This is a genomic window from Mesorhizobium sp. M2C.T.Ca.TU.002.02.1.1 (genome assembly GCF_003997225.1).
On the sequence record NZ_RZTO01000551.1, the window covers coordinates 1 to 4,283 of the forward strand.

The 4,283-nt window shown below is 65.0% G+C and carries 4 protein-coding genes and 1 pseudogene; 4 read left to right on the plus strand and 1 reads right to left on the minus strand.

The annotated features are described in order from the left end of the window. The 4 genes from atpG to lepB all read left to right on the plus strand — a co-directional run. On the plus strand, positions 1 to 573 hold a 573-nt coding region (gene atpG / locus EOD07_RS24620; RefSeq protein ID WP_127237286.1), incomplete at its 5' end, for an ATP synthase F1 subunit gamma. A 68-nt stretch (positions 574 to 641) separates the two neighbouring features. Beyond that, positions 642 to 2,219: a F0F1 ATP synthase subunit beta gene (atpD, locus tag EOD07_RS24625; protein WP_040991592.1), complete on the plus strand. Its 1,578-nt coding sequence runs from the start codon at positions 642 to 644 to the stop codon at positions 2,217 to 2,219. Between the two features lie 115 nt (positions 2,220 to 2,334). Beyond that, positions 2,335 to 2,742: a F0F1 ATP synthase subunit epsilon gene (locus EOD07_RS24630; RefSeq protein ID WP_040991593.1), complete on the plus strand. Its 408-nt coding sequence runs from the start codon at positions 2,335 to 2,337 to the stop codon at positions 2,740 to 2,742. Between the two features lie 108 nt (positions 2,743 to 2,850). After that, positions 2,851 to 3,810 carry a signal peptidase I gene (lepB, locus tag EOD07_RS24635; RefSeq protein WP_127237287.1) on the plus strand — a complete coding sequence of 320 codons (960 nt, stop codon included), beginning with the start codon at positions 2,851 to 2,853 and terminating at the stop codon, positions 3,808 to 3,810. Positions 3,811 to 4,044: 234 nt separating this feature from the next. Here lepB and EOD07_RS24640 read toward each other — a convergent pair. Continuing rightward, a pseudogene (locus EOD07_RS24640) lies at positions 4,045 to 4,283 on the minus strand (mannitol dehydrogenase family protein); the annotation flags it as partial.

Genomic DNA, 4,283 nt, shown 5'->3' on the forward strand with positions numbered 1-4,283 from the left:
GACCACATCCGCAGGCTGGTGGCCGACGGCAAGCAGGTGAAGATCATCTGCGTCGGCAAGAAGGGTTACGACATCCTGCGCCGCGACTACGCCTCGCTGATCCTCGAGCGGGTCGACCTGCGCGAGGTCAAGACGCTCGGCTTCGTCAATGCCGATGCGATCGCGCGCAAGGTCATCCACCTCTTCAACGAGGGCGGCTTCGACATCTGCACGCTGTTCTATTCGCAGTTTAAGTCGGTGATCAGCCAGATCCCGACTGCGCAGCAGATCATCCCGGCAGCGCAGGCTTCGGCCGCCACCGAAGGTGGCAACGGCGGCGCGGTCTACGAATACGAGCCGGAGCCGGGCGAGATCCTCTCCGACCTCATCCCGCGCAACATCGCCGTGCAGATCTTCCGGGCGCTTTTGGAAAACGCGGCGGGCGAGATGGGCGCCAAGATGAGCGCGATGGACAATGCGACGCGCAATGCCGGCGACATGATCAACAGGCTGTCGATCACCTACAACCGCCAGCGGCAGGCGCAGATCACCAAGGAACTGATCGAAATCATTTCGGGCGCCGAGGCGCTCTAGGCGCGCGCAAGCGGGGTCCGAGACCTCGCGGCGGCGTGAACAACGGATAGACGAAAAGGGCAAAGACGATGGCGAAAGCAGCTACCCCGAAGACCGCGGCCAAGGAGGCATCGGCCCCGAAGGCGGCAAAGGCCCCGGCAGCCGCCGCGAAGGCCGCCGCTCCGGCAAAGAAGGCGGCCGCTCCGGCCAAGGCCGCCGCTTCCGCGGCGAGCGTCGCGGCCAAGCGCGTCGGCGCCGCCGGCAAGGTCCGCCAGGTCATCGGCGCCGTCGTCGACGTGCAGTTCGAAGACCATCTGCCGGCCATTCTGAACGCGCTGGAAACCGACAATGTCGGCAACCGCCTGGTGCTCGAGGTCGCCCAGCATCTCGGCGAGAACACCGTGCGCTGCATCGCCATGGACTCGACCGAAGGCCTGGTCCGCGGCCAGGACGTCTTTGACACCGGCGCGCCGATCTCGGTCCCGGTGGGTCCGGGCATGCTCGGCCGCATCATCAACGTCATCGGCGAGCCGGTCGACGAAGCCGGCCCAGTCGACGCCGTCGAGCTGCGCGCCATCCACCAGCCGGCTCCAGCCTATGTCGACCAGTCGACGGAAGCGCAGATCCTGGTCACCGGCATCAAGGTTCTCGACCTGCTGGCGCCCTACGCCCGCGGCGGCAAGATCGGCCTGTTCGGCGGCGCCGGCGTCGGCAAGACCGTGCTGATCCAGGAACTGATCAACAACGTCGCCAAGGCCCATGGCGGCTTCTCGGTGTTCGCCGGCGTCGGCGAGCGCACCCGCGAAGGCAACGACCTCTATCACGAGTTCATCGAATCGGGCGTCAACAAGAAGGGCGGCGGCCAGGGCTCGAAGGCAGCGCTCGTGTACGGCCAGATGAACGAACCGCCGGGCGCGCGCGCCCGCGTCGGCCTGACCGGCCTGACGGTTGCCGAATATTTCCGCGACCAGGGCCAAGACGTGCTGTTCTTCGTCGACAACATCTTCCGCTTCACGCAGGCGGGCTCGGAAGTGTCGGCGCTGCTCGGCCGCATTCCTTCCGCCGTGGGTTACCAGCCGACGCTGGCCACCGACATGGGCGCGCTGCAGGAGCGCATCACGACCACGACCAAGGGATCGATCACCTCGGTGCAGGCCATCTACGTGCCGGCCGACGACTTGACCGACCCGGCGCCGGCGACCTCCTTCGCGCACCTCGACGCCACGACCGTGCTCAACCGCGCGATCTCTGAAAAGGGCATCTACCCGGCCGTCGATCCGCTGGACTCGACCTCGCGCATGCTCGACCCGATGGTCGTCGGCGAGGAGCACTACCAGGTCGCTCGCCAGGTGCAGTCGATCCTGCAGCGCTACAAGTCGCTGCAGGACATCATCGCCATCCTTGGCATGGACGAGCTGTCGGAAGAGGACAAGCAGACGGTGGCCCGCGCCCGCAAGATCGAGCGCTTCCTGTCGCAGCCGTTCTTCGTCGCCGAAGTCTTCACCGGCTCGCCGGGCAAGCTGGTCGACCTCGCGGACACCATCAAGGGCTTCAAGGGCCTCTGCGCCGGCGACTACGACCACCTGCCGGAAGCCGCCTTCTACATGGTCGGCGGCATCGACGAAGCGGTCGAGAAGGCGCAGCGCCTGGCGGCTGAAGCGGCCTGATTGGTGAATGGTCAATAGTGAATGGTGAATAGGGAGTAGCGGATAGGAAATCGGACTGAGGTGAAGGTCATTTGGGCCATTCACCATTCACCATTCACCATTCGCTAAATTGATCATGGCTGAAGCTTTCAAGTTCGAACTGGTCTCGCCGGAGCGGCTGCTCGTTTCCGAACAGGTCGAGTCCGTCGTCATCCCGGGCGCCGAAGGCGAGATGACGGTGATGGCGCAGCACGCGCCGGTCATGACCACCATCAAGCCCGGCGTCGTCACGGTGAAGGCGGCCAGCGGCAAGGAAGACCGCTATGTCGTGTTCGGCGGTTTCGCCGACATCCTGCCGTCCGGCTGCACGCTGCTCGCCGAATCGGCGGTGCATGTGAACGACATCGACCGTGCGGACCTCGCGCGTCGTATCCAGGACGCCAAGGAAGACGCCGCCGACGCCAAGGACGACGTGGCGCGCAGCCGCGCCGAGCAGTTCCTCGCCCAGCTCACCACGCTGGAAGGCGCGCTGCTGCCAGCCTGAGGAAGTCGCGCCTGACTTCAATTGAAGAGCGGGGTTCGCCCCGCTTTTTTATTTGCCCCGTTTTGTCGTTTGCGAGACAGTCCGCGCTGCTTGTGAGAAGGCCGCCGGATGTCCAACGAACAAGGCTCACGATCGAGATGGTCGACAGCGCTGGTGTCGCTGTTCGGTGGGCCTTTCGGCGGCTTCCTGTGGATCGGCGCCGGCCGTGCCGCGGTCGCCTGGCTGATCGTCGTCAGCTTGGCCTCGATTGCAGCCTGCTATGTCGGGCTGCCGGTTTTCCCAAGCGCCAATCTGGCCTGGCTTGCCGATTTCGCCGGGCCTGGTCTGGCGATCCTGTCGGCGGCGATCGTCGTTCCGTTCGCGCGGCGTTTCCGGCCCGACAAGTGGTACGCGCAGGGGTTCTGGGTGCTGATCCTGGTCGCTCTCACCTCCTATGGGGCGGCGCTCGCGATCCGCACGTTCCTGTTCCAGCCCTTCTCGATGCCGTCCGCCAGCATGGAGCCGACGCTCCAGCTGGGCGACTATTTCTTCGCTTCCAAATATGTCTATGGCTATGGCCGCTACAGTATTCCCCTCGGATTGCTGCCGGTCGACGGTCGGGTCCTGGGCAGCCCGCCGAAACGCGGCGATGTGGTGGTGTTCAGGCCGCGCAGCGATCCCGAAACGGACTACGTCAAGCGCATCGTCGGTCTGCCGGGCGACCGCATCCAGATGAGCGACGGCCGGCTCTACATCAACCGGGTGCCCGTCGAGCTGGAGGACCTCGGTGACTATGTCACCCAGGACATACGCTCGGCACGGCTGCAGCGCGAAACGCTGCCGGAAGGCGTCTCCTATCTGGTGATCGACTACACCGCCCCTTCGATCGGCGACGACACGCCCGAAATCGTCGTGCCGGCCGGGGAGTATTTCATGCTCGGCGACAACCGTGACAATTCCGCCGACAGCCGCTTCACCATGGGCACGGTGCCTTACGGGAACCTGGTCGGCAAGGCGGTGCGCCTGTTCTGGAATTCGAACGGATCCGACTATGCCGCGCGGCAGGTCGTGAACGGGTCGGGTGAGTAGTTCCTCAACACAGTGATTTTGAAACATTGCAGGCTTGTCGGGCAAGGCTGTCAACATCCGCTGGGGTAGTCAGCGCAAAGGCTGGCGATGAGCTGCAGGCTCATGAACCTCGTCATTCCAGGGCTTCGCTCCGCCCGTGGATGACGACCGCGACAGGCGTCTCGGCCAATCGCCAAGGCATGGGTCTGCCAAGGCAAGCGGCAACCTTTCAAAATCCCAGTGTCGGGGAACGAGCTACCCGCCCACCCCGGGCGCCTCGTTGCCGATGCCGAGCGCGGCGAAAGCCAGCTTCGGGCCACCCTGCTTGAAATGGACCAGATGCGTAGCGACAAACTCGATCAACTTCTGGCGCTCCGCGTGGCCTATGGCGAAGCCGGCGAGGTCGAACACGGCCCCGGCCATTGTCGCCGTCGGCAGGTTGCGGTCGAACAGGTCGCCGAGCGCCGCATCGAGCGGATCGGTGAAATGGCCCT

Bases quoted from the DNA above. Each gene is read 5' to 3' on its own strand.
- lepB (WP_127237287.1), top strand. From the start codon at position 2,851: ATGTCCAACGAACAAGGCTCACGATCGAGATGGTCGACAGCGCTGGTG.
- EOD07_RS24630 (WP_040991593.1), top strand. From the start codon at position 2,335: ATGGCTGAAGCTTTCAAGTTCGAACTGGTCTCGCCGGAGCGGCTGCTC.
- atpD (WP_040991592.1), top strand. From the start codon at position 642: ATGGCGAAAGCAGCTACCCCGAAGACCGCGGCCAAGGAGGCATCGGCC.